This is a genomic window from Thermococcus gammatolerans EJ3 (genome assembly GCF_000022365.1).
GTDB classification, from domain to species: Archaea; Methanobacteriota_B; Thermococci; order Thermococcales; family Thermococcaceae; genus Thermococcus; species Thermococcus gammatolerans.
Genome location: NC_012804.1, coordinates 1,502,041 through 1,523,939 on the forward strand (window position 1 = coordinate 1,502,041; position 21,899 = coordinate 1,523,939).

A 21,899-nucleotide genomic window follows, 5' to 3' on the forward strand; every position below is an offset into this window, starting at 1 on the left:
TCACCTCAGCTTCGTTATTTCCGTTTTTCCAAACCTACTCCACTCTTCGGAGAGAACCTCCGGCTCCCGGGTCAGGGCGAAAAAAGCCGGCCCTTTCCCGCTGAGCCCCGCGATGGCCCCCAGCCTGAGGGCCGTTCCGATTGGCTCGGTTGGGTGCCCCAAGAATGCCGAATACACGAGGCCGTTTATCACGAGGGCCTTCCTCCACTCCCCGCGCATGGCCATATCAAAGGCCTCCGTTATGTAGGGCGCTATGCCTGAAAAGTCCATGCCCTTGAGGCTCGACGTCATTATGCTCTCCTCTGGTATTAGGAGGACAACGGGCTCGGGTTCAACCTCCTCCCGCTTGAGTAGCTCGTCCCTCGTGTTGTCCGTCAGGCAGAGGCCACCGAGGAGGGAGGCTGAAGCGTCGTCGAAGGCTCCCGTGATGGTCACTCCCGCGAGCCTTGCGGCCTCTACACCGAGCTTTATGGCTTCGAGGGGAGCTATTTCAATTCCCAGAGCTTCGTAAATCGCCAGGACGAGGGCGTTCGCGGCGGCCGAACTGCTCTTGAGGCCCTTCCCGACGGGTATTTCCGAGCTTATCTCGAACTCAATCCCGAAGTCCTCTCCAGTCGCGCGCCTGACGACCTCGACGACAGCCCTGACGAGGCGGGTATCCCCGAAACTCTCCCCTCTGACGGTTATACTTCCGCTTATCCCATCCTCCACGAGTTTGACTTTCGCCTCTGTCCACAGGTCTATTCCCACGGCCCCTCCCTTTCCGGTTGCGAAGGCGTTCACGACCGTAACTGCACTACCGGCCCTTCCGTAGCCCCTCAAGGGCGGCCCTCCTCATCAGTTCTGGGTCAACGCTCTTCCCCGTCCAGAGACGGAAGCTCTCGGCTCCCTGGTGGACGAGCATCCAGAGCCCGTCAACTGTTACGCATCCCCTCCTTTCGGCCTCTCTCAAAAGCCTCGTCTTTAGGGGTTTGTAAACGATGTCCATGACGACGAGCCCCTCCCTCAGGAGCTCGGCCGGAACCGGGCTCTCGTCCGAGTTCATGCCGACTGGGGTGGCGTTTATCAGCACGTCGGCGTTGGCCAAATAGCGTCTCAGGTTCTCGGGCGTTAGTCTGTCCCCAGTAACCCCGAAGCGCTCCAAGGCCCTGGCTTTCTCCGGCGTTCTGTTGAGGACTACAACCTCTGAAACCTTTGAGAGCGCGTAGGCTATCGCCCTCCCGGCGCCTCCGGCTCCAATGATGAGGACGTTCTTTCCCCTAAGGCTCGTCACCATCTCAAGGGCTCTCCTCGCGCCTACGCCATCGGTGTTATATCCAATCAGCTCGCCGTCGTTGACTATCGTGTTCACGCTCCCTATCTCCTCGGCTTCCCCGGAGAGCCCGTCGAGGTGCTCTATGACGGTCGTCTTGTGGGGCATCGTGACGTTCAGGCCATGTATTCCCAGTCCCCTGACACCATCAACAGCCATCTTGAGCCGTTCAGGGGCCACCTCGAAGGCGAGGTAGACCGCGTTCATCCCGAGCTCCCGAAAGGCCGCGTTGTGCATCGCAGGGCTTAGCGAGTGCCTGGCCGGGAAGCCGATAAGGCCGTAAAGCCTCGTCTCAGCGTCCATCCAGCATCACCAGCAGTTGTCTGAGCTCCTCAACGCTCATCTGACCCGGGGCGACAGCTTTCTCAAGGGATGCATAGGTGAAGGGGGCGAGGAGCGCGCTGAAGAGCCTGGATATCCTCCCCAGAGGCCCCATGCAGAAGGCCACGAGGTTCTCGGCGTGCTCGTAAAGCCTGAGAACCCTCACGTTGTCGAGGTGGGAGTTTGCCGTCGGCACTATCTTGACAACATCTGGGGCCATGCTCGCCATACCTTGAAGGATTTCCATCAGGGTCTCGAATGGCGGTGTCCCCTCGAAGTCGTGGTGGGAAAGTATGACGCCCACTCTTCTCTTTCTGGCCTCCCTCATCACCTCGCCCGCTATTTCAGAGCGGGCCTCGACGTCAACGTACCTTGGCTTAAGGGTCATTGCCCTCCTGTAGAGCTCAAGCCTCTCCTCCTCGGGAATCCTTCTGAAACCTCCCTCCTCGGCCCTTCTGATGGTGATTATCAGCCTGTCGGCGAAGGGCTTGAGCGGGGCGAGCTCGAAGGACTCGAAGCGGTCCAGCCTTACCTCGTAGAGGTCGGCATTGCCTTCCCTTATCTTCGCCACAGCCTCGCGGGCGTTCCTCGCCACCACCACGCCGGCTATCATCCAACCGCCTCCAGCGCCCTTCTCACGACGTCTTCCTCGACTTCCTCGATGGTAACCTCGCCGACCTCGATGGGAACGACGAAGGTCAGCCTGCCGTACCACGCCTTCTTGTCGAGCCTCATCTCCCCGAGGATTTTCTCGGGCTCAAAGGGAAGCCCCGTCGGCAGTTCGAACTTCCTGAGGAGTTCCTCAACCTTTCCGGGGTCGAAGTTGTAGAGAATCTCGCCGAGCTTGGCCGCAACCATCAAACCAACAGCGACCGCGAAGCCGTGCTTTATCGTGTAGTTAGAGAGCTTCTCTATCGCATGGGCTGTTGTGTGCCCGAGGTTCAGGATGCGCCTCTTACCGCCCTCCCTGAGGTCCTCCTCAACTACCCTCAGCTTAACCTCCACGCAGGCCTTCACGAGCTCCCTGTCGAGGTCCTCAACGGAGCCGAGCTTTTTCAGGAGGGAGTAGACTTTTCTATCGAGGATTCCGTACTTCACTACTTCGGCCATCCCGTTCAGGAGCTCCACCCTGGGAAGAGTTGAGAGGGTTTCGTGGGCTATAAGCACGAAGTCCGGGAGGTAAAAAGTTCCCACCATGTTCTTGCCGTTGAAGTTAATCCCGGTCTTTCCGCCTATGGCGGCATCGACCTGCGCCAGGAGCGTCGTCGGAACCAATCCAAGCATCGTTCCCCGCATGTATGTCGAGGCCACGAAGCCCGCTATGTCGGTTATTACACCCCCTCCGAGGCCGATTAGTAGGGACTTCCTCGTGAAGCCCAGCTCCTGGAGCTTCGCCCATATCCCCTTGACGGTCTCGATGTTCTTGTGCTCTTCACCGTCCGGAATCACTATCCTTTCGGCCTCAAATCCATCAAGCCTGTCGAGCCAGAGTTTTTCAACGGTCGTGTTCGCCAGAACGACCGTCTTGTAGGGCGAGAGCTCCGAGATAAGGTTGGAGAGGTCGGAGAGGGTTCCAAACTTCACCTTCTCCATCCGAGCCCCTCCAGCTCCTCGAGGAGCCTCTCGAATTCCCCAAATGTTAGCTGCTGCGCAGAGTCTGAGAGGGCCTTCTCGGGCTCCGGATGAACCTCCACGAGTATTCCGTCGGCTCCAACGGCGTAGGCCGCCTTGGAGAGGGGTATGACGAGGCTCCTCCTTCCAGCGGGATGGGACGGGTCAACGACGATTGGCAGGTGGGAGAGCTCTTTAACGACTGGCACGGCCGAGATGTCGAGGGTGAAGCGCGTTGATGTCTCGAACGTCCTTATACCGCGCTCGCAGAGGATTACGTTCTCGTTGCCCTCGCTCATTACGTATTCCGCCGAGTAGAGGAGCTCCTGAACCGTGTTGCCCATCCCCCTCTTGAGGAGCACGGGGTTGTCTATTTTACCGACCTCCTTGAGCAGCTCAAAGTTCTGGGAGTTCCTCGCGCCTATCTGGACTATGTCGGAGTACCTGGAAACCAGGGGGACTTTCCTCGTGTCGGTTACCTCCGTTACGGTAACGAGCCCGTACTCGTCGGCTGCCCTCCTAAGCCACTTGAGCGCTTCCTCGCCGTGCCCCTGGAAGGAGTAGGGGCTCGTTCTGGGCTTGAAGGCCCCTCCCCTGAGGACTTTCACGCCCTTTTCCGCCAGAAACTCGGCAACCTTCATTATCATCTCCTCGCTCTCGATGGCGCAGGGGCCGGCCATTATCGTGAAGCCCTCGCCTATTTTAACGTCCCCGACCTTAACTACGGTTTTATCCCGGTACTCCTTGCTGTACTTCACTCAAATCACCCCCTCAATTCTCCTCACCACTGCATCGGCCGTTAGGCCGTAGCGCTTCAGCAGGGCGAAGTAGTCCCTGCTCGACCTTCCAAAATCGGTGGTGCCTATCCTTATTACCCTCCTCGGGAGCCTCTCCGAGAGAACTTCCGCAACAGCTCCCCCGAGGCCGCCGTAGACGCTGTGCTCCTCCATCGTGATTACCGTGTTGACCTTCCTCGCCATTCTGACGAGGGTTTTCTCGTCGAGGGGCTTCACGGTGTGCATATCAATCACTCCGGCCTCAACATTCCTCTCCTCGAGGGCCTTGGCCACTTCGAGGGCAACCGAAACCATGACGCCGTTGGCCACCAGCAGGACATCGCTCCCCTCCCTGAGGACGCTCGCCCTTCCGAGCTCGAGCTCCGGCCTTTCGTAGACCCTCGGCGCATGGTCCCTGCCGAGGCGCATGTAAACGGGCCCCTCGTGCTCTACGACTTCTTTTAGCAGCACCGGCACCGAGGGGGCATCCGCGGGAACGACGACTGTCATGTTCGGCAGCACGCGCATCAGGGCGATGTCTTCCAAGCACTGGTGGGAGGAGCCGTCCATGTGGTCTGAGAAACCCGAGTGCGTCGGTATGAGCTTGACGTTGAGGTTGTCCCTGGCGACGGTGTTCCTTATCTGCTCCCACGCCCTCATAAGGAAGGCGGCGAAGGCCGAAACCACCGGAATTTTCCCGGCTATCGCCAGGCCGGCGGCCGTTGACACCATGTCCTGCTCGCTTATTCCAACTTGAACAAAGCGCTCCGGAAAGGCCCTCTCGAAGTATACCGTCTTCGTTGAGCTCTTCACATCGGCGTCAACGACCACTATCTTTTCGTTCTCCTTCCCGAGCTCCACCAGGGCCCTTCCAAAGGCCTCCCTGAAGCTCTCTATCACCCCTCCCACCTCACTATTACGACCTTGGGCCTGCCCTTGATTTCCTCAGCCCGCTCCAGGGCCTTCTCTATCTCCTCCTCCCTGTTGGGAACTTCGATGACCTCCCATCCGAAGGCCCGCCACTTCTCGGCTATCGGCTCCTTGTTGAGTATCTCCTCGGTCTTTCCCGTCAGCTGGAAGTAGTTCCTGTCCACGATTGCTATGACGTTCTCAAGCCTGTGGTGCGCCGCCGTCATGGCCGCTTCCCACACCTGGCCCTCATCGAGCTCTCCATCGCCGAGAATGACGTATATCCTGCCCTCCTCGCCGTCAATGCGCTTCGCGAGGGCTATTCCGTTTGCAACCGAAAGCCCCTGGCCGAGGGAGCCGCTCGAGACCTCTATGAAGGGAAGCCCGCGCATGACGTGGCTCGGGAGGCCGTCTATGTCGGCGAAGCTGTAGAGCTCCTCGTCGCTCAGAAGGCCCATCTCGTGGAGCATAACGTAGAAGGCCGGAGCGGAGTGTCCCTTGCTGAGTATCACCACGTCCTTCTCGCCCTTCCTCCTGAGCACCGCCGCGAGTATTGACAGGCATGTCTCCGAGGACTCGAGATGGAAGTTTGAAACGGGGGAGAGCATGGCCATGAGCTTGCCCTGCGGCTTCACGACCTCACTCATCATCGTTCACCCCCAAAATCCTGAGAACGAGCAGCCCTTCTTCCGTCAGCCTGACGGGCCTCGGGTCGTCCCTCGTGCCGTAGTCTATGAGCCCGAGCTCCTTGAGTATCCTCGCGTTCAGCTTCAGCGTTGAGAGTGGCCTCTTTTCGCGCCTGCTCAGCTCTTCGAGAAGCGAGTTGAGGGAGCGGTGTCTGCCGTTGATGCTTCTCAGTATCAGCCTCTGGTTCTCATTCAAAGCCCTCAGAATAAGCTTTCTAATGGCTGGCCCGCTCGGGCCTACCAATATTGGTGGGGCATCACCTGGTTTGAGGACCTTCCAAGGCGGGACATCGCGATCACCGAAACTGAGGAACAGTAGGTCCTATTTAAATTCTTCGACAGGTTGAGCTGTCCATTGAACGTTAGGGGGAATATGGCCCCAAATTTGTCCAAAAATTGCCCCCTAATTCCTCAATTTTTTGTCACTTTGACAAGCCGATAACAGCACCATCTTCCAGTCTCCCGTGACGCCCGCGACCACGTCCATTCCAAGAACCTCGACCCAACCGTTTTCCCATAGCTCCCTTACCTCTAGCTCTTCCCCCTCGAGAATCTCGACCACAACGGCCTTTCCTTCAAGCTCGCCCCCAACGAGGAGCTTATTGCCTGCGGGCAGTAGCGAGGTCGCGCTTCCCTTGCCGAGCTTAACATCACGCTCGCCAATCCTGAGCCAGAAGTCTTCCCTCCGGTAGCCCGCCAGCACGAGCTTTCCGTTCCAGAGGCAGGCGTTCAGTGCTATTCCTCCGGCGAGAACATTTTCGCCGAGCGGCTCGCCGTCTTTGGTAAACTCGAAGGCCCTGACCTTCCATCTTTTTTCTTTAGCGCTTCCAATGGCCACTGGACCGTTTTCCGACGGGAGCAGGGCCGTGAAGACGGCATCCTCCCAGCTCCCAAAGTCCCTCAGCCAGAGGAGTTCGCCTTCCTTGGAGACCTTCCCCATGAAGAAGCCTTTGTTACCTGGCCTTCCGGTTTCCCCAGCGATAAAAACTCCGTCATTCGAGAGAAGGATTGAATAAACCGCTCCGTTGTTTCTAACGTTGAGCTTCAGCTCCCAGAGTGGATTTAAGCTCTTATCGAGCCTCGCCAGATAGGCCTTCCAGCCCTCTCCTCCGTCAGGCGTTGCAACCCCTTCAACCGCTCCACCAATGAGGTAGTTGTCACCGAGATCGAGCGCGCTGTGCCCCTCCCAATCGTTCTCTCCCGCTAAAAAGCGGGTCTCGACTATCTCTTCACCGTCGAGCCTTGCGAGCATTATTTTGTAGTTCTTACCGTCGTGCACGCTCCCGACGAGCAGGTCACCGGCCAAAGCCACCGGAACGGTCTCGGTACCGAACGAGTAGGTCTTCATTAATTGACCCCCGGAGCACTGTCCTGGATTACTATCGGACAAGGTTTTTAAAGATTATCTTTGATTTGGAATTCAGGTGATTTCAGTGGACGCTTCAAGGGTCGTTGAGCTCGCGCTCTCGCTCGGCGCGGAGTACGCCGAAGTGAGAGAGGAGCGGTTGATTAAAACTGAAATCGCGGGCTCGGACGAGATAAACGTTTCCACCCGCTACACTGGGGGATTTGGGGTTAGAGTCCTTGTGAACGGCTCTTGGGGATTTGCCTCCGTGAACTCGCCCGGCGACTTAGAATGGGCCGTTAGGAAGGCTGTGGGGCTCGCAAAGGTTAGCGGAGGAGATGTGAAGCTCGCCGAAGTCAAACCCATCCGGGACTACGTTAGAAGCAGGATGAAGGTGAAGCCCTCAGAAGTGTCGCTTGAGGAGAAGGTCGAGGCCGTGAAGGAACTTCTGAACGACCTGCCGGAGGCTCCGAGAAAGACCGTGAAATATTCGGACTTTTCGGGCATCAAACGGCTCGTCACGAGCGAGGCGAAATTGCTGGCTTCTCAAGCTTCGAGCTCAGGGGTAACGTCTGGGAGCTCCTCAAGAATGCAACGGGCATTGGAAGGGAGTTAACGAGAATATGGCTTAATGAAGGGGTTTCCCTATCGCTCCCGTTCCTCAGGACTGAGGTGGTGGTATGAGGGCGGTTAGATCTTTGTTGTTCTTTTCCTCTTTTCTCGCGCTCGAGTTCATCAAGAGACGTGTTCGAGCTCAAGGGAGTTCTTGAGAGGCCCCAAAACTTCAAGCACCTTTACCAGAAGGCCAATGATGAGAAGTACGAGTGCAAACAATAACCTCGCCTTCGTAAGCCCGAGGGCATTCACCGCGAAACCGTAACCCGCGTGGAAACTTCCCATAGCCAGAGCCGAAACCATAGAGTCAGCCGAGAGTATCGTCGCCCTCCTCTCGCTCGGAAGTCGGTGTTGAAGCTCTACCGAGACGTTGAACTGGAAGGCCGTTGAGACAACAGTTACCGCGAGACCAAGGAGCACGATCCAGACGGGGTTTTTGTAGAGGACGGAGAGGACAGTTAGGGCAGGGACGAGAACCGGGGTGAGGGAATAAAGCCTGAGGCTCCACGAGTCCCTTATCCGTATTCCGACGAGCCTTGGAAGCGTTCTCACGGTGACCTCGGCTATTCCCAGGATTCCGAGGGTTCCCATAATCGTCGTGCCGAGGTAAAGGGCCAGGACGTTTCCAAGATAGGGCTCGAAGAACTTCCTGAACTGGTTGGTCTCCAGCGAGACGAAGATTGAAATGGCAACGAGAGGGAAGATTCTCCAGCTGAAGAGCTCCCTGAAGGCCCTGAGGGTGTGCTTTCCGTAGCCCTCCTTAACAGGCTCGAAGCCATACTCCGGAATTGAGAGCGCGAGAACCACCATCGCAACCTCGATGATGAAAGAGAGAACCAGCGGAAGGGTGAAGCCGTAGAGCTGGGCGAGGAAGGCACCTGTTACAAGCGTCAGAGCCGAGACGGGAATCGTCAGGCTCTTGGTGCCCTTCATGAACTCCCTGAACTCCTTCTCCCTGCCAAGGTGCCTCATGGTGTCGAAGAGCCACGCCTGCAGGCTTCCGCTGACGAAGGCGATGCTCAAAGCCATCAGCAGGGCGTAGAGGAGGAGCATTGCAAAGCCGTTGAGGAATATCAGAACGAGGGTGGCGATTGCATTCAGCGTCAGCCCGATTAGAACGCTTAGCTTTCTGCTCACCCTGTCGCCAACTATTCCCGTTGGAACCTCAAGGAGGACTATGCCCCACGCGGTAAGGGCCGTGGCGAGTCCTATCTGGGCGTAGCTCAGCCCCTTGGAGAGGTAGTAGATAACGATGAGGTTCCCGATGAAGCCGGTGTGCATCAGCACCATCAGGAGCCGGTAGCGTTTGAGGAGGTTCATGGTTACCTAACATCCAACACCTTCGGTTCTCAAAAACTTTATGTTGATAACGGACTACAACCTGCGGTGGGAGAATGAAGGTCGCCCTAATCCCGATGCGCGTTGAAGTTGGAAACTTCGAGACCAACTGGCGGGAGTTCGAGAGGCGCTTTAACGAGGCTTTAATGGACGAGCCGGACTTCGTAGTCTTCCCGGAGTACTGCCTCACTGGCTTCGAGGAGTGGGACTTCAGCGGGGCAGGGCTCTACGACGAAATCTTGGGTAGAGTGACCCAGCTCGCCAGGGAAGCCGGCGTTTACGTGGTGTTCGGCCTCCTTGAGCCCTACAAGAACTGTGTCTACAACTCGGCCCTGCTCATCGGCCGAAACGGGGAGGTTCTGCTCAAGCACCGCAAGTTCCAGGAGCCGATGAAGTTCTGCACGGGTAACACGGTGAGAACGGCCAGAACAGAGTTTGGGAAGGCCGCGATAATCATCTGCGGCGACCTGTACAACAAAAGGATAGCAAAGTGGGTCAGGCGAAAAAGGCCGGATTTCATCTTCGTGCCGATGGAATACTCGCCGGACTACGGAGAGCCCAACGAGGAGGACGTTGGGGCGATGGCTGAAAGGGTTAAGCTCCTCGGCGCTAAAACCTTCGTCGTAAACAGCCACCCGCCAGGTGGGGCATGGGCCTTTGACGGGAACGGGAAACTCAGGGCATCGTCGAAGGGAGCCCAGGATCTGGTGGTGGAGATAGAGCCGTGAGCAGCACGTTTTGTTCTGAATTCATGTCCCAAGTTTGAAAAACGTCGAAAAAACCCGAAAATATTCTCGGAAATTTGTCCTAATGACAGAAGATCGTGCGATAACCTTATTAAGTACACGGAGGATTCGGGGAAGGTGCTCCCCTCATGATTCCGGCCTCCCCCACCCCCTCTACGCTCCTTCTCCCACTCTCGGATAGTTGCCATCATCCATTCTGATGTAACTCAAGGGAGGTGTTGTCCTTGGGAAAACTCCTTTTAGCTGACTCTATCCAGCTGTCCAAGGTTGGAAAGGTTCTAAGGCGAACCTTCGAGCTCTGGGGCTACGGCGAGGTGGTTTTACCCACAATAGAGCCCTACGATGAAACCGTGAGGAAGGGAACGAAGTTCGCGTACAACAACGGCTTTTACCTGATAAAGCCCGACGTGACGAGCAGACTGCTTAAGAACTACGACATTGGCTTCGGCAAGCTCTACTACATAAGTGAAGTGCTCGACGGCAGTGTCGAGGGTAACTGGCAGGCCGGCGTTGAGTTCATCGGCGGTGAGCCGACCTTCATGACGGCCGAGGTTTTGAGCGTCCTCATAACCGCGCTTGAGAGCCTTGGAATCGAGGAGTTCTACATAGACCTCGGAAGCCTCGAAGTCTGGAGGCGGGCAACCGATGGAATCGAGGATTTCCGGGAAACCATCTACAGAGCCCTCGAGAGGAGGAACTTCGGCCTTATTGACGGCCTTCCGATTGATGAAGAAAAGAAGGAGGAGCTCTGGCGCCTCTTCAACTTCCGCGGGAAGGAAACCGAATACGAAAAGCTCACCAAAATCCTCGAGCTGGTCGACGACGAAAGGGTCTTTGTGGACCTCGGCACGGTCAGACCGCTTCCCTACTACAGCGACGTGATATTCGAGGTGTACTCTCCCGAATTTGGTAGGCCAATAGGGGGAGGCGGGGAGTACTCCTTCAGGGGCAGGCCGGCAGTCGGTTTCGCCCTCGACTTGAGAGCCCTCGTCCAGCTGGCGAATGTAGATGGAAAGACGAGCAGAAGATCCCTCAGGGGCATAACCTCGTTCAGGGAAGCGAGAAAGCTCGTCTCGATGGGAATCCCCGTGGAGGTGAGGAGATGAGGTTCGTTCTGCCGAAGGGTCGCTTGCTCAGGGGCTCACTGGAAATCCTCAGAAGGGCAGGCTATGAAATAGACGAGCCGGGGGAGAGGAGGCTCATTCAAAGGTTCAACGGCAACGAAGTTCTCCTCGCGAGGGCCTTCGACGTCCCAGTTTATGTCGAGCACGGCGTTGACGTTGGCATAACCGGGAGCGACGTCGTTGAGGAGCGCGGAAGCGACGTTTTCGTGCCCCTTGACCTTCCCTTCGGGAAGTGCAGGCTGAGCCTTGCGATGCCGAGGGAAAGCGTTACTCCTCCAGAGGACATGGACGGCTACAGGATAGCGACCAAGTACGAGCGGATAACGAGGAACTACTTCTCAAGCCTCGGCGTCGAGGTCGAGGTAATAAAGCTCAGCGGAAGCGTCGAGCTTGCTCCCAAGGTCGGGATAGCAGATGCGATAGTCGACATAGTCGAAACGGGAACGACCCTCAGGGCCAACGGCCTCGTCGAGGTTGATAAGGTGATGGACGTTTCAGCTCAACTGCTCGTCAACAGGATTTCTCAGAAGACCAAGTTCGATGAAATCAACTCCCTCGTTCTGGCAATAAAGGAGGTGGTTAAGGATGGAGCTTGAGGAATACGTTGCGGGCATTTTGAGGGACATCCGCGAGAGGGGGATTGAAGCCGTCCGGGAGTACTCGATGAAGTTCGACGGCTACGGTGGCCCCTTCCGCGTGACAGAGGAGGAGTTCGAAGAGGCCGAAAGGCTCGTCCCCGAAAAGGACAGGAAAATCATCGAGAGGGCCATCAAAAGAATCTGGGACTACCACGAGAGGCAAAAGCCGAGAGATGAGCTTTTCGTCAAGAACGGCTCGCTCTACGGCCTAATCTACCGCCCGATAGGGAGGATAGGAATCTACGTCCCCGGCGGGAAGCCACTGCCCTCGACGCTCATGATGGTAGCCGTTCCCGCGAGGATAGCCGGGGTCAAAGAGATAGCCGTGACGACACCTCCAAAGGACGGCAGGGTGAACCCCTACGTGCTCTACGTGGCGAAACTGCTCGGCATAGAGGAGGTCTACAAGCTGGGTGGAGTTCAGGCGATAGGGGCAATGGCCTACGGCGTCGGCATGAAGAAAGTCGATAAGATATTCGGCCCGGGGAACCGGTTCGTCAACGAGGCCAAGAGGCAGGTGTTTGGTGTCGTCGGCATAGACAGCCTCGCCGGGCCGTCGGAGATAGCGGTCATAGCGGACGAAACCGCTGATAAGGAATACGTTTTGGCCGATTTGCTCAGCCAGCTGGAGCACGGAAAGGACAGCAAAGCATGGCTTCTGACGACCTCGGAGGAGCTTGCTCGCTACTGCTCCCGCGATGGGGTGGAGGTGATTCTCTGCGAAAGCCTCGCGGAGTGCGCCAGAAAAGCGAACGAGATAGCCCCGGAGCACCTTGAGATAATCACTGAGAACCCGCTCGATTTGGTTGACCTCATCGAGAACGCCGGGGCGATATACCTCGGACCCTACACGCCCGTTCCTTCGGCGGATTACTTCCTTGGAGTCAACCACGTCCTTCCAACGGGGGGAGCGGCGAAGTTCAGCGGGGTTTTAACTGTGATGGACTTCCTCAAGCCGATAACCCTTGCCATGGTCTCGCGGGAGGAATTCCTGAGGGAGAGGGAGCTCGGATTAAGGCTTGCCGAGATAGAGGGAATGGAGCTCCACAGGAGGAGCATGGAGGTGAGAAAATGAAGCGGGAAACGAGGGAAACCAGCGTTGAGGTAGAGCTCGACGCTCCGTTTGGCGTTGAGACCGGCGACAGAATACTCGACCACATGCTCACGGCTCTGTTCCACTACATGGGCAGGAGCGCGAGGGTTAAAGCGGACTATGACCTCAGGCACCACCTCTGGGAGGACGTCGGCATAACGCTCGGGGAGGAGCTCCGCTCGAAGCTCCCCGAGAAGTTCAGGCGCTTTGGGAGCGCGATAACCCCGATGGACGACGCCTTGGTTCTAATCGCGGTGGACATCTCAGGGAGGCCCTACGTGAGCGCTGAGCTGAGCTTTGAAGAGGGCGAGGAGGGCTTTGAGAAGGCCTTGGTCAGGGAGTTCCTCTGGGGGCTGGCGCGCTCGCTGAAAGCTACTATCCACGTGAAAACTCTGAGCGGAACAAACGCGCACCACGTCATCGAGGCAACCTTCAAGGGGCTCGGCATCGCGCTGGCCCAGGCGACTCGGGAGAGCGAGAGGCTGGAGAGCACGAAGGGACTGCTGGAGGTGTGAGCGTGATAGCGATAGTTGACCTAGGGGTTGGAAACCTCGCCAACGTGAGGAAGGCCCTTGGCGGAGTAATCACGAGCGACCCCTACGAGATTGAAAGGGCCGAGAAGCTCGTCCTTCCGGGCGTGGGTAACTTTGGAGCTGTGATGGAGAGGCTCGAACCGCTGAGGAGGGTCATACTCGACGCCATAAACGACGGAAAGCCCTTCCTCGGGATATGCCTTGGATTACAGCTCCTCTTCGAGGGGAGCGAGGAGAGTCCCGGAAAGCCCGGCCTCGGCGTGTTTAGGGGGCGGGTTGTAAGGTTTCAGGGAGTTCGAACGCCTCACATCGGCTGGAACCAGCTGTGGAAGCGGAAGGACTGTCCGCTCTTCGAGGGAATCAGGGATGGGGCGTACTTCTACTTCGTCCACTCCTACTACGCCGAGCCAGAGGAGGACGTCACCGCTGGAGTTACCGACTACGAGTCAAAGGGCAGGAAGGTGGTATTCACCTCGGCCGTTTGGAGGGACAACGTCTACGCCGTCCAGTTCCATCCAGAGAAGAGCGGACGGAACGGTTTAATCCTCATGAGAAACTTCAGGAGGCTCTGAGATGGAAATTTACCCCGCCATAGACCTAATGGGAGGAAAGGCGGTGAGGCTCTACAAGGGGAAGAAAAACACCGTCAAGGTCTACGGCGACCCGGTCGAGATAGCGGGGCGCTTTGCCGAGTTAGTTGACAAAATCCACGTCGTTGACCTCGATGGTGCCTTCCAGGGCTTTCCGAGGAACTTGGACGTGGTTAAGGGGATAATCCGCGAGACCGGTCTGAGGGTTCAGTTCGGCGGCGGTTTGAGGAGCTACGAGGCCATAGAGAGGGCCTATGAAATCGGCGTTGAGAACGCCATAATCGGAACTAAAGCCTTCGATTTGGACTTCCTCAGGAAGGTGACCGAGGACTTCGAGGGGATAACCGTCAGCCTCGACTCGAAGGGCGGGAGAATAGCCGTAAAGGGCTGGCTCGAAAGCGGGATTCCCGTTAGGGAGGCCTACGAGATGCTGAAAGCCTACGTGAACCGCTTCGTTTACACATCGGTCGAGAGGGACGGGACTTTGACGGGAATCGAGGAAATCGAACGCTTTTGGAAAAACGAGGAGTTCATCTACGCCGGGGGAGTTTCGAGCGCTGAGGACGTCGTGAGGCTGAAAAGAATAGGCTTCTCCGGGGTTATCGTCGGGAAAGCCCTCTACGAGGGACTTGTTAAGCTCGAAGACCTCCTGGAGGTGGTTTAATGCTTGCGAAGAGGATAATAGCGGCCCTCGACATAAAGGAAGGCCGCGTCGTGAAGGGGATTAAGTTCAAAAACATCCGGGACGCGGGCGACCCGATAGAGCTGGCGAGACGCTACGAGAAGGAGGGAATAGACGAGATAGTCTTCCTCGACATTACGGCATCGTACGAGAAGAGGGGAATCCTGCTCGACCTCGTCGAGAGAATTGCTGAGGAGATATACGTCCCCTTCACGGTTGGCGGGGGCATAAGAACCGTTGAAGAAGCCAGGGAGATAATAAAGCGTGGCGCCGACAAGGTCTTCATAAACACGGCCGCCGTTGACCGGCCGGAACTCGTTAGGGAGATAGCCCAGGTGGTTGGGACGGCGAACCTCGTCATTGCCATAGACGCCAAGTGGAACGGCTCCTTCTGGGAAGTCTACACCCACGGAGGGAGGAAGGCAAGGGGGATCGACGCCCTTGAGTGGGCGAGAACCGTCGAGAGGCTCGGAGCTGGGGAAATACTCCTCACGAGCATGGACACCGACGGGACGAAGATGGGGTTCGACATACCACTAACCAAGGCCGTTGCAGAGGCCGTTGATATTCCCGTCATAGCATCTGGCGGGGCAGGAAGGCCGGAGCACTTCTATGAGGCCTTCAAGGCGGGGGCCGAGGCGGCTCTGGCCGCTTCCATCTTCCACTACGGTGAGTACACGGTCGGGGAGCTGAAGGAGTTTCTGGCCGAGAGGGGAATTCCTGTCAGGCTGGACTACTGAGGTGGTAGTATGGGCATTGATGAGCTAATCGAGAAGGTCGACTGGGAAAAGAACGGTGGAATCGTTCCGGTCGTGGTTCAAGATACCAGGGGAGAGGTTTTAACGCTGGCCTACATGGACAGGGAAGCCCTGAGGAGAACCCTCGAGACCGGCTACGCCCACTACTACTCCCGCTTGCAGGGCAGGGTGAGAATGAAGGGAGAGGTCAGCGGGAACACGCAGAGGGTCAAGGAGATAAGAATCGACTGCGACAACGACGCGCTCCTCTTGATAGTCGAGCAGAAAGGAGTTGCGTGTCACACGGGCAACTACTCCTGCTTCTACCGGAAGCTGGGCGAGCCGGAGAGGGTCCTGCCTATGGACTACTCGCTGACAATCCTTAGGGAGCTGGAGGAGCTGATAAGGGAGCGGAAGAAGAAGCCCGTCGAGGGCTCCTACACCTCGAAGCTCTTCAAGGCCGGTAAAGAGAGAATTTACAAGAAGTTCGGCGAAGAGGCCGTTGAGGTTCTCGTCGCAGAAACCAGGGAAGGTCTCATCTACGAAACCGCCGACATGCTCTACCACCTGCTCGTTCTCCTGGCTTACAACGACGTTTCCCTCGGCGAGGTGATGGCCGAGCTGAGGAGGCGGAGGAAATGATAAGCGAGCTGGTTAAGTCCTTCCAGCCCTACCGCGTCGTCGAGGGGAACTATCGAATAAGGCTCGACAAGAACGAGAACCCCTACGACCTGCCAGGAGAGGTAAAGGAGGAAATCTTCGAGGAGCTGAGGGAGGTAAGCTTCAACCGCTACCCCCACATAACCTCCATGCCAGCGAGGGAGGCGATAGCTGATTTCTACGGCGTCTCACCGGACAACGTTGCAGTTGGCAACGGAAGCGACGAGCTGTTAAGCTACCTCGTGAGGCTCTTCGAGGGCAACCACATCGTGATTACCCCGCCGACCTTCGGGATGTACTCCTTCTACGCGAAGCTGAACGGCGTTCCGGTTGTGGAAGTGCCCCTGAGGGAGGACTTCACGCTCGACGGAGAGGCCGTAGCGGAGAAGGCCAAAAACGCAAGGGTTGTCTTCATAGCGTCCCCCAACAACCCCACCGGGAACCTCCAGCCGGAGGAAGAGATAATCAGAGTTCTCGAAACCAGAAGGCCAGTTGTTCTCGACGAGGCCTACGCGGAATTCGTGGGAAAAAGCCTCTGGAGGCTCATAGAAGAGTATCCAAACCTAGTAGTGCTGAGGACGTTCTCCAAGGCCTTTGGGATGGCCGGAATCAGGGCCGGCTACATGCTGGCGGGCGAGGAAATCGTCGACGCCCTCTACCGGATAAAATCCCCCTTCAGCGTCGGAATCATGACGATGACGGCCATAAGGGTCGCCCTGAGGCACGCCGACCTTATGGAGAAAACCGTTAGGAAAATCGTTGAAGAGCGCGAGAGGATGAGGAGAAAGCTCGGGGAGTTAGCCTATCCAAGCGACGCCAACTTCCTCCTCGTCAGGCTCAATGCCTACGAAGAGCTTTTGAAGAGGGGCATAGTTGTTAGAAAGCTCTCCGGAAGGCTTGAGGGCCACATAAGGGTAACCGTCGGCAGGAGATGGGAGAACGATGCCTTTCTTGAGGCGGTGGAGGAGATAGCAGGTGGTGAAAGTGTGGGTGGTCTTTGACATCGACGGGACGCTGATAGACGTGGGCGAGAGCTACGACTTGGCGGTTAAACTGACGGTGGAGTACTTCCTCAGGTCTTTCGGTAGGGAGCGGGAGGTTGAGCTCGAGTGGATACGAAAGTTGCGCTCTAAAGGTAGCTTTGGAGACGACTTCAAGGTGAGCGAGGCCCTAATACTGTTCTCCTTAGCCGGGGACGTTAAAGGCCTTATAGACCAGTTCCCCCCGGGGGAGGGCATAGGCTGGGTTCGGAAGAGGTTCGGCCTTGAAATATCCCCAGAGAACATAGAGAGGGTCTTCAACACCTTCTACCTCGGAAACATCTACGAGGACAGGCTCTTCGACTTTCCGGGCCTCTGGAGGAGGGAGAAACCGCTCATCGAGGCCGAGCTCTTAAGGAAACTTTCAGAGGAGTTCAAGGTTGGGGTCGTCACAGGCAGGAGCGAGCTTGAGCTCAGGCTGGCTGAAGAAATCCTCGGCTTCCGCTTTGAAAGGGCCGTAACGAGGGAGCTCGGTCTCAAGCCGAACCCCGACCTGCTCTGGGAGCTGGTGAATGGTGAAAGAGGGGTTTACGTCGGCGATACGCTTAACGACGAGCTCTTCGTCGAAAACTACAGGAGGAAATACGGTGACTTTGACTTCGTCATGGTCGGGCGGGACGTTGAAAACGTTTCGGAATTCGTTGAGAACATGCTGGAGGGAGGAAAATGAGGGTTGCCGTTTTGGGTGCCGGAACGATCGGCGGGGCAATCGCGAAGGCCCTGAAAAAGGCCGGCTACGACGTCGTTGCGACGAGGAGGAGGATTGAGAAGGCCAAAGAGCTCCTCGAACTTGGGATAGAGGTTATTTCGGACAACAGGGAGGCCGTTGAGAAAGCTGACGTCGTTTTCATAGCTGTGAAGCCCAGCAAGGTCGGCGACGTTCTTGAGGAGATAGCCGACCTAATCGAGGGAAAGCTCGTCATTTCGGTCGTTGCCGGAGTCTCACTGAAGGAGTTAAAGCGCTTCGCGAAGGCGAAATTCGTGAGGGCGATGCCCAACATAGCGGTTCTCGTCGGCGAGTCTTTCACGGCCTACGCGACCGAGCTTGAGGGAGAGGAAGTTGAGCTGGTGGAAAGACTCCTGAGAACCTTCGGGGATTGCGTCCGCGTCGAGGAAGAGCACATGGACGCGATAACCGGGCTGAGTGGCTCTGGACCGGCCTACGTCACGGTCTTCCTTGAGGCGATGGTCTACGGCGGTCTGCGCGTCGGCCTGCCGAGGGATTTGGCGAAGAGGGCCTCTCTCCAGACGCTCCTTGGGACGGCGAAGCTCCTCATGGAGACCGAGAGGCATCCGGCGGAGGTGAGGGAGTGGGTTATAACGCCGGGAGGGACTACGATAGACGGCGTCTTCGAGCTGGAGGAGGGTAAGATAAGAACCGCTGTCATGAAGGCCGTCGATGCCGCGACGAAGAAGTCGAGGATTCTGTCGAAGAGGGTTTGAGCTGGATGGGCTCTTCCACTCTCCAATTTTAAGGATTTTAGTTTTAAGGATTTTAGAAGCTCTGGCGGGCCGGGCGGGATTTGAACCCGCGACCTTCGGCTCCGGAGGCTCCTTTTGATGATTGTGAGCCTCTCAAAAGGCTACTTTGGGAAAAAGAACGACTACTATCAAAATGGGCAATTTGGGCGGAAAAGCAGCTCACAAAAAGAGTCGCCAGAGCGTATTTGAACGCACTCAAAAAAGCGCAAACCTTCAATGATTTACTGCAAATGAGAGAAGGCTCCAAAACACAAAGATTGGCTCTGAGAAGCTTCGCAAAATACCTTTACGAGTCGAGAATCATCACGAAAGAAGAATACGAGGCGATAAAGAGGTGCGTCAAGCTCAAAAGAACGAACAACATCGATACAAGAGTCTATAGCGACGAAGACATCACCAACATACTCCGCCAACTCACCAACAAAAAACACCACATCTTCCTCCGACTCGTCGTGGAAAGTGGTCTCCGTCGTTCTCACGCCATTTCAGCATGGGGCAAACTCAGAAAAGGAGAATACACAACGATGGGAGAATTTGCGTACACAGAACTCAACATTCGGAACAAGACAAAACAAGCATTCGTCTGCTTCTGCTCCAGGGAGCTCGCAGATGCCATACACGAGATGAATGAGCCCATATCATACAACATCGCAGAAAACGTCGGCAAGAGACAGAGAATACTCTACAACGGCATACGGAAATGGTGGTACACAACAGCCCTTGATGTGGGAATGGACTCCAACGTTGCCGATTTTCTCCAAGGGAGAGCCCCCACATCCATTGGGGCCCGCCATTACCTCGATGCACTCAGACTCGCAAAGAAGCAGTATCCCAAGCTTCTACAAGCCATCAGAGAGCGCATTTACTCAAACCTATAACCCCCCACTCTTCTCAACCTTTATTACTTCTATAAGTAGTATAAATTGGGTCCTGAAGGGCCCCGTGAATAACGTATGGCACGGAGGTGAAAAAGGTGAACACGTGGGAACTCAAAGAACTCATCAAACAGAAAGAGGACGAGCTCTTTTGGAAGCGATTGAACCCGGAAGCCGTGCTACGAGGAGAAACAGACAAACTGGAAGGAGAAATCAAAGCCCTCAAAGAACTGTACTGGGAGATGGTTCAAAGATGAGAATACGAGCCTCAGACCTCTTTACACTCGCCGATGCACTGGTGGTTCTCAGAGATCCAGAGATCGACATTACCTACCGCATGAGAATCGCAGACGAACTGGAGAGCCTCTACTGGAGGGCGTTGAAGGCATGGAAAGAGCAACACTCATCATAGAGAAGAGCATCCCACCAAAAACCAGAGCAGAAGTCAAAGAGCTATTCAAGAACACTGACACCGGACGCTTCAAGTACATAGTGGTTGAATGGCTCGCATACTGGCATTACAGGAACTACAAACCGCCCCTCATCCCCCTGAGCGTCAGTCTTGCCGCCGGATTGTTCAAGAAAAGGCCAAAAGAACTCGGAGATGAGGAATTTGAGGCTCACCATTTGTGATTTGCCCCGCGCTCTGCGGGGCTTTCTTTCCATCTACACAAAAGGGTAACCTTTTTATTGAAATAAGTACAAACTACTATCATGAGGGGAGTTTTTCAAGAGGATGATAGGAAAACTACTGACAATCTTTTTGGAAGAGACGAGGAGATACAGAACATTCTCTCAAAACTCATAACGAGAGACCCAGTTTTCATTGTTGGATATCGCCGTGTTGGAAAAAGTTCACTCGCTCATGCGGTCTCAAATCTTATTGTAGGCGATCACTTTGCTCATGTATACTGCGAAAGTGGATTCAACAACACTGGAGATATAATAAATCGCGTAAAGGATACCCTCAACTCCAAAATAGAAACGAGGACAAAATCATTTGTTGTAGGAAAACTCATTGAAATTGGTCTTTCAAAGACCAAAGCCGACCGTTTGATTCAGGAGTTTGAAAATTCAACAATCATAATACTCGACGAGGCTCAGCGCGTCACCAATTCAGGGATAATAGACGATTTTCTTACGTGGGTCACGAAACACTTGGGAAGTACCACCCGAGTAATAATAACAGGATCAGAGGTGAGGCTCCTACATGGCTTATTCAAAAGAATCCACGGTAACCCGAACCGGATAATCACAATATACCCATTCGAGCAAAAAGTCGCCACGGACTTTATTTTGAAAGGATTTGAACAGAATGATTTCCCTATCTCACGAGAAGAAGCAAAGGAGATATATAGCACACTCGGGGGAACTCCCGGAGCTATAATTGCTGCAGCAGAACACATAATCCTCGAGGGGGAAGATATTGACACTGCCACTGAACGAGAAAAAACCACTGAAATGAAGATGATGATAGAAGAACTCAACAATATAGCCAGCGAGTACACTGTTGAAACCCAATCATTCGTGAAAAAGTTATCAATAAATGAATGGCAAATATATGATCTTTCATTCTTCACCGAAGATGAAAAGAAGCTCCTCGAAGATCTTATACGCTTTGGGTTTATCAAACCGAATGAAAAAGGTTACATAGTGTATGACCCACTCATAAGAGAGGCCCTGAAAGAATGGGGCGGTGTGATATGAAATATTACAGATACGAGGAGTGGCAACTCAAAAAGCACATCAACGACTACTTCATCATAGTGACAGGCCCTCGCTGGACTGGGAAAAGCTACTTTATCAGAGAGTTTATGAAACGCTCAAACCTCAACTATATTATCATTGATGCATTCAAAGCATGGAAAGAGAAGAAATCGTGGCTTGAGCGAGCCATCATAAACGACACAAAGAAGAGCCTTCGGAATAGAGCCCCAGTAGGGGTCATAACTTCATTCCGAAATGTAGAAGCGGAGAACTTTGATAACTTCAGAAGTTTCCTACGGGCACTGAAAGATGAAACCTACGTAATAATAGACCACGCCGATTACCTCAGATATGCTCGTGGCATAGACTTCAGAGAAGTCGCCCAAGAATGGATTGACAAAAGGGACAAGGTGCATTTTGTTTTCGTCGCAAAAGGAACTCCCGCGTTATTGAGCTATCTTGGCCCCCAAGATCCACAATCTCCGTTATTTATGAGATATGAGAAATACGTTGAAGTTGTTGAACTCTCACCAAATGAGACCATAAAATTCCTCGAAGACTTCTTGAGATTGTCAAAATACATGCATTCAAACTTCCCCGATGGATTTGAAACGTATCAGGACATCGGGGGACTTCGTGGCTATCTGAAAAAATTTGTCGAAGTTGGTTGCAATGAGCAGAAGCTCCGAGAACTGCTGAGAAACGAACTCAAAGAGGAAATCCGGGGCAAAAACACGTGGAGGGTTCTTGAAGTAATTGCGAGGTACACAAGGATCTATGGTTATGCCGATAAAAAAATCATAGAAAAGAAAGTTGGCAAGAATTTTGACAATCTCAGGAAGTCTATTGAAGAGTCACTCATCAACAATGGACTTGTTATGCCGGCTTCATCAAATACATACAAAACTCCAAAAATTCTCGCCAAATTTTTACCACAGAAATGACAATCCCGCATACGGTATGTTCATAAATAAACATCAACGTCAATATTTGGCCACCACATGGGGGTATACAAACGTTTCAAAAACGTCCAATTCCCCGAGCCACATATCAGAAACAACAAAAACCCTTTTGACTAT

The 21,899-nt window shown here is 55.0% G+C and carries 28 protein-coding genes; 18 read left to right on the plus strand and 10 right to left on the minus strand.

All coding sequences use genetic code 11. From position 1 onward, the window contains the following. The 9 genes from TGAM_RS08070 to TGAM_RS08110 all read right to left on the minus strand — a co-directional run bounded on the left by TGAM_RS08070 (position 1) and on the right by TGAM_RS08110 (position 6,963). Positions 1-822, minus strand: a complete 822-nt coding sequence (locus tag TGAM_RS08070) for a shikimate kinase (RefSeq protein ID WP_015859207.1) — start codon at positions 820-822, stop codon at positions 1-3. Then, positions 797-1,615, minus strand: a complete 819-nt coding sequence (locus TGAM_RS08075; RefSeq protein WP_015859208.1) for a shikimate dehydrogenase — start codon at positions 1,613-1,615, stop codon at positions 797-799. Before TGAM_RS08075 ends, TGAM_RS08070 begins: the two co-directional genes overlap by 26 nt. Then, the gene (locus TGAM_RS08080; protein ID WP_015859209.1) at positions 1,605-2,246 is read right to left on the minus strand and encodes a 3-dehydroquinate dehydratase; all 642 of its coding nucleotides are present in this window, start codon (positions 2,244-2,246) and stop codon (positions 1,605-1,607) included. Before TGAM_RS08080 ends, TGAM_RS08075 begins: the two co-directional genes overlap by 11 nt. Beyond that, a complete protein-coding gene (aroB, locus tag TGAM_RS08085; protein ID WP_048811284.1) occupies positions 2,243-3,226 on the minus strand; it encodes a 3-dehydroquinate synthase in 984 nt (327 codons plus the stop codon). The genes TGAM_RS08080 and aroB overlap by 4 nt, the downstream gene beginning before the upstream one ends. Next, positions 3,214-4,002 (minus strand): 3-deoxy-7-phosphoheptulonate synthase, encoded by a 789-nt coding sequence (gene aroF, locus TGAM_RS08090; protein ID WP_015859211.1) that lies wholly within the window; start codon positions 4,000-4,002, stop codon positions 3,214-3,216. The genes aroB and aroF overlap by 13 nt, the downstream gene beginning before the upstream one ends. Then, positions 4,003-4,920, minus strand: a complete 918-nt coding sequence (locus TGAM_RS08095) for a transketolase family protein (RefSeq protein WP_015859212.1) — start codon at positions 4,918-4,920, stop codon at positions 4,003-4,005. Next, the gene (locus TGAM_RS08100; RefSeq protein ID WP_015859213.1) at positions 4,917-5,576 is read right to left on the minus strand and encodes a thiamine pyrophosphate-dependent enzyme; all 660 of its coding nucleotides are present in this window, start codon (positions 5,574-5,576) and stop codon (positions 4,917-4,919) included. The genes TGAM_RS08095 and TGAM_RS08100 overlap by 4 nt, the downstream gene beginning before the upstream one ends. Next, positions 5,569-5,859 carry a hypothetical protein gene (locus TGAM_RS08105; RefSeq protein WP_015859214.1) on the minus strand — a complete coding sequence of 97 codons (291 nt, stop codon included), beginning with the start codon at positions 5,857-5,859 and terminating at the stop codon, positions 5,569-5,571. The genes TGAM_RS08100 and TGAM_RS08105 overlap by 8 nt, the downstream gene beginning before the upstream one ends. A 159-nt stretch (positions 5,860-6,018) precedes the next feature. Further along, a complete protein-coding gene (locus tag TGAM_RS08110) occupies positions 6,019-6,963 on the minus strand; it encodes a hypothetical protein (protein ID WP_048811285.1) in 945 nt (314 codons plus the stop codon). 76 nt (positions 6,964-7,039) lie between these two features. Here TGAM_RS08110 and TGAM_RS08115 point away from each other — a divergent pair, with 76 nt between their 5' ends. After that, positions 7,040-7,576, plus strand: a complete 537-nt coding sequence (locus TGAM_RS08115; RefSeq protein ID WP_015859216.1) for a PmbA/TldA family metallopeptidase — start codon at positions 7,040-7,042, stop codon at positions 7,574-7,576. A 119-nt stretch (positions 7,577-7,695) separates the two neighbouring features. Here the strand turns inward: TGAM_RS08115 and TGAM_RS08120 are convergent, their stop codons facing one another. Further along, on the minus strand, positions 7,696-8,895 hold the full coding sequence (locus TGAM_RS08120; protein ID WP_015859217.1) for an MFS transporter: 1,200 nt from the start codon (positions 8,893-8,895) through the stop codon (positions 7,696-7,698). 74 nt (positions 8,896-8,969) lie between these two features. On the opposite strand from TGAM_RS08120, the gene TGAM_RS08125 reads away from it, so the two are divergent. The 17 genes from TGAM_RS08125 (at position 8,970) to TGAM_RS08200 (ending at position 21,764) form a co-directional block, all read left to right on the plus strand. Then, the gene (locus TGAM_RS08125; RefSeq protein WP_015859218.1) at positions 8,970-9,641 is read left to right on the plus strand and encodes a carbon-nitrogen hydrolase family protein; all 672 of its coding nucleotides are present in this window, start codon (positions 8,970-8,972) and stop codon (positions 9,639-9,641) included. Between the two features lie 242 nt (positions 9,642-9,883). Beyond that, entirely contained in the window at positions 9,884-10,765 is an 882-nt protein-coding gene (locus TGAM_RS08130) for an ATP phosphoribosyltransferase regulatory subunit (protein WP_048811287.1), read from the plus strand. After that, a complete protein-coding gene (hisG, locus tag TGAM_RS08135) occupies positions 10,762-11,379 on the plus strand; it encodes an ATP phosphoribosyltransferase (RefSeq protein WP_015859220.1) in 618 nt (205 codons plus the stop codon). The genes TGAM_RS08130 and hisG overlap by 4 nt, the downstream gene beginning before the upstream one ends. After that, entirely contained in the window at positions 11,369-12,496 is a 1,128-nt protein-coding gene (hisD, locus tag TGAM_RS08140) for a histidinol dehydrogenase (protein ID WP_015859221.1), read from the plus strand. The genes hisG and hisD overlap by 11 nt, the downstream gene beginning before the upstream one ends. Next, positions 12,493-13,029 carry an imidazoleglycerol-phosphate dehydratase HisB gene (gene hisB, locus TGAM_RS08145; protein ID WP_015859222.1) on the plus strand — a complete coding sequence of 179 codons (537 nt, stop codon included), beginning with the start codon at positions 12,493-12,495 and terminating at the stop codon, positions 13,027-13,029. Before hisD ends, hisB begins: the two co-directional genes overlap by 4 nt. Then, complete coding sequence (gene hisH / locus TGAM_RS08150; RefSeq protein ID WP_015859223.1) at positions 13,026-13,619, plus strand: imidazole glycerol phosphate synthase subunit HisH; 594 nt, start codon at positions 13,026-13,028, stop codon at positions 13,617-13,619. The genes hisB and hisH overlap by 4 nt, the downstream gene beginning before the upstream one ends. A gap of 1 nt (position 13,620) precedes the next feature. Further along, on the plus strand, positions 13,621-14,301 hold the full coding sequence (gene hisA, locus TGAM_RS08155; protein ID WP_015859224.1) for a 1-(5-phosphoribosyl)-5-((5-phosphoribosylamino)methylideneamino)imidazole-4-carboxamide isomerase: 681 nt from the start codon (positions 13,621-13,623) through the stop codon (positions 14,299-14,301). Continuing rightward, the gene (hisF, locus tag TGAM_RS08160) at positions 14,301-15,059 is read left to right on the plus strand and encodes an imidazole glycerol phosphate synthase subunit HisF (protein ID WP_015859225.1); all 759 of its coding nucleotides are present in this window, start codon (positions 14,301-14,303) and stop codon (positions 15,057-15,059) included. The genes hisA and hisF overlap by 1 nt, the downstream gene beginning before the upstream one ends. 9 nt (positions 15,060-15,068) lie before the next feature. Further along, positions 15,069-15,698 carry a bifunctional phosphoribosyl-AMP cyclohydrolase/phosphoribosyl-ATP diphosphatase HisIE gene (hisIE, locus tag TGAM_RS08165; RefSeq protein ID WP_015859226.1) on the plus strand — a complete coding sequence of 210 codons (630 nt, stop codon included), beginning with the start codon at positions 15,069-15,071 and terminating at the stop codon, positions 15,696-15,698. Next, a complete protein-coding gene (gene hisC, locus TGAM_RS08170) occupies positions 15,695-16,717 on the plus strand; it encodes a histidinol-phosphate transaminase (protein WP_015859227.1) in 1,023 nt (340 codons plus the stop codon). The genes hisIE and hisC overlap by 4 nt, the downstream gene beginning before the upstream one ends. Next, positions 16,701-17,426 carry an HAD family hydrolase gene (locus tag TGAM_RS08175; protein ID WP_015859228.1) on the plus strand — a complete coding sequence of 242 codons (726 nt, stop codon included), beginning with the start codon at positions 16,701-16,703 and terminating at the stop codon, positions 17,424-17,426. The genes hisC and TGAM_RS08175 overlap by 17 nt, the downstream gene beginning before the upstream one ends. Then, entirely contained in the window at positions 17,423-18,199 is a 777-nt protein-coding gene (gene proC, locus TGAM_RS08180; protein ID WP_015859229.1) for a pyrroline-5-carboxylate reductase, read from the plus strand. Before TGAM_RS08175 ends, proC begins: the two co-directional genes overlap by 4 nt. A 269-nt stretch (positions 18,200-18,468) precedes the next feature. After that, entirely contained in the window at positions 18,469-19,116 is a 648-nt protein-coding gene (locus tag TGAM_RS08185; protein WP_148206297.1) for an integrase, read from the plus strand. Positions 19,117-19,211: 95 nt separating this feature from the next. Next, a complete protein-coding gene (locus tag TGAM_RS11275) occupies positions 19,212-19,370 on the plus strand; it encodes a hypothetical protein (RefSeq protein ID WP_167893369.1) in 159 nt (52 codons plus the stop codon). Positions 19,371-19,500: 130 nt separating this feature from the next. Further along, entirely contained in the window at positions 19,501-19,746 is a 246-nt protein-coding gene (locus TGAM_RS08190) for a hypothetical protein (protein WP_015859231.1), read from the plus strand. A gap of 81 nt (positions 19,747-19,827) precedes the next feature. Beyond that, entirely contained in the window at positions 19,828-20,820 is a 993-nt protein-coding gene (locus tag TGAM_RS08195; RefSeq protein WP_015859232.1) for an AAA family ATPase, read from the plus strand. After that, complete coding sequence (locus tag TGAM_RS08200) at positions 20,817-21,764, plus strand: ATPase (RefSeq protein WP_015859233.1); 948 nt, start codon at positions 20,817-20,819, stop codon at positions 21,762-21,764. The genes TGAM_RS08195 and TGAM_RS08200 overlap by 4 nt, the downstream gene beginning before the upstream one ends. The last annotated feature ends 135 nt before the right edge of the window (positions 21,765-21,899 follow it).

Bases quoted from the DNA above. Each gene is read 5' to 3' on its own strand.
- TGAM_RS08075 (WP_015859208.1), bottom strand. From the start codon at position 1,615: ATGGACGCTGAGACGAGGCTTTACGGCCTTATCGGCTTCCCGGCCAGG.
- TGAM_RS08080 (WP_015859209.1), bottom strand. From the start codon at position 2,246: ATGATAGCCGGCGTGGTGGTGGCGAGGAACGCCCGCGAGGCTGTGGCG.
- aroB (WP_048811284.1), bottom strand. From the start codon at position 3,226: ATGGAGAAGGTGAAGTTTGGAACCCTCTCCGACCTCTCCAACCTTATC.
- TGAM_RS08100 (WP_015859213.1), bottom strand. From the start codon at position 5,576: ATGAGTGAGGTCGTGAAGCCGCAGGGCAAGCTCATGGCCATGCTCTCC.
- TGAM_RS08110 (WP_048811285.1), bottom strand. From the start codon at position 6,963: ATGAAGACCTACTCGTTCGGTACCGAGACCGTTCCGGTGGCTTTGGCC.
- TGAM_RS08120 (WP_015859217.1), bottom strand. From the start codon at position 8,895: ATGAACCTCCTCAAACGCTACCGGCTCCTGATGGTGCTGATGCACACC.
- TGAM_RS08125 (WP_015859218.1), top strand. From the start codon at position 8,970: ATGAAGGTCGCCCTAATCCCGATGCGCGTTGAAGTTGGAAACTTCGAG.
- hisG (WP_015859220.1), top strand. From the start codon at position 10,762: ATGAGGTTCGTTCTGCCGAAGGGTCGCTTGCTCAGGGGCTCACTGGAA.
- hisD (WP_015859221.1), top strand. From the start codon at position 11,369: ATGGAGCTTGAGGAATACGTTGCGGGCATTTTGAGGGACATCCGCGAG.
- hisB (WP_015859222.1), top strand. From the start codon at position 12,493: ATGAAGCGGGAAACGAGGGAAACCAGCGTTGAGGTAGAGCTCGACGCT.
- hisA (WP_015859224.1), top strand. From the start codon at position 13,621: ATGGAAATTTACCCCGCCATAGACCTAATGGGAGGAAAGGCGGTGAGG.
- hisF (WP_015859225.1), top strand. From the start codon at position 14,301: ATGCTTGCGAAGAGGATAATAGCGGCCCTCGACATAAAGGAAGGCCGC.
- hisIE (WP_015859226.1), top strand. From the start codon at position 15,069: ATGGGCATTGATGAGCTAATCGAGAAGGTCGACTGGGAAAAGAACGGT.
- hisC (WP_015859227.1), top strand. From the start codon at position 15,695: ATGATAAGCGAGCTGGTTAAGTCCTTCCAGCCCTACCGCGTCGTCGAG.
- proC (WP_015859229.1), top strand. From the start codon at position 17,423: ATGAGGGTTGCCGTTTTGGGTGCCGGAACGATCGGCGGGGCAATCGCG.
- TGAM_RS08185 (WP_148206297.1), top strand. From the start codon at position 18,469: ATGAGAGAAGGCTCCAAAACACAAAGATTGGCTCTGAGAAGCTTCGCA.
- TGAM_RS08190 (WP_015859231.1), top strand. From the start codon at position 19,501: ATGGAAAGAGCAACACTCATCATAGAGAAGAGCATCCCACCAAAAACC.
- TGAM_RS08195 (WP_015859232.1), top strand. From the start codon at position 19,828: ATGAGGGGAGTTTTTCAAGAGGATGATAGGAAAACTACTGACAATCTT.
- TGAM_RS08200 (WP_015859233.1), top strand. From the start codon at position 20,817: ATGAAATATTACAGATACGAGGAGTGGCAACTCAAAAAGCACATCAAC.